The organism is Frankia sp. AgB32, assembly GCF_023243045.1.
Taxonomy (GTDB): domain Bacteria; phylum Actinomycetota; class Actinomycetes; order Frankiales; family Frankiaceae; genus Frankia.
The window spans coordinates 1-536 of sequence record NZ_JALKFX010000174.1 but is presented as its reverse complement, the minus strand read 5'-3'; the positions used below and the strand labels follow the sequence as shown (position 1 = coordinate 536).

General features: G+C 66.8%; 1 protein-coding gene. It reads right to left on the bottom strand.

Annotation, left to right across the window (positions count from 1 at the left end; genetic code table 11):
• Positions 1-536, bottom strand: a 536-nt coding sequence (locus MXD60_RS26295) for a condensation domain-containing protein (RefSeq protein ID WP_248822392.1), incomplete at both ends; no start/stop codon positions are given.

Below are 536 nucleotides of genomic sequence, written 5' to 3'. Positions count from 1 at the left end.
CGGTCGGTTGGGAGGTTCAGCTCCTCGGGCAGACCCGCCAGCGTCTCCCGCCAGAACGCCAGCTGACGGCCACCCACCGACTCCGGATCGGCATCATCACCCAACAACTCCCGCTGCCACAAACTGTAGTCCGCGTACTGCACCGGCAACGGACTCCACCCCGGAACCTCCCCCCCACACCGCGCCCGATACGCCACAGCCAGATCACGCCCCAACGGCCCCAACGACCAGCCATCACCCGCAATGTGATGCACCACCAGGACCAGCACGAACTCCGCCGACCCCACCACCAACAACCGCGCCCGAACCGGCAGCTCCACCGCCAGATCGAACGGCCGCCGCACCGACTCCTCCACCACCCCCGCCACCCCCGACGAAGAAACCACCAGCTCGTCCACAAAAACCTCGACACGGTCCGGACGCAAAACCTCCTGCCTCGGCACCCCATCCACATCCGGAAACACCGTCCGCAGACTCTCGTGCCGAACCACCACATCCCGCAACGCCGCCCGCAACGCAACCCGATCAAGATCGCC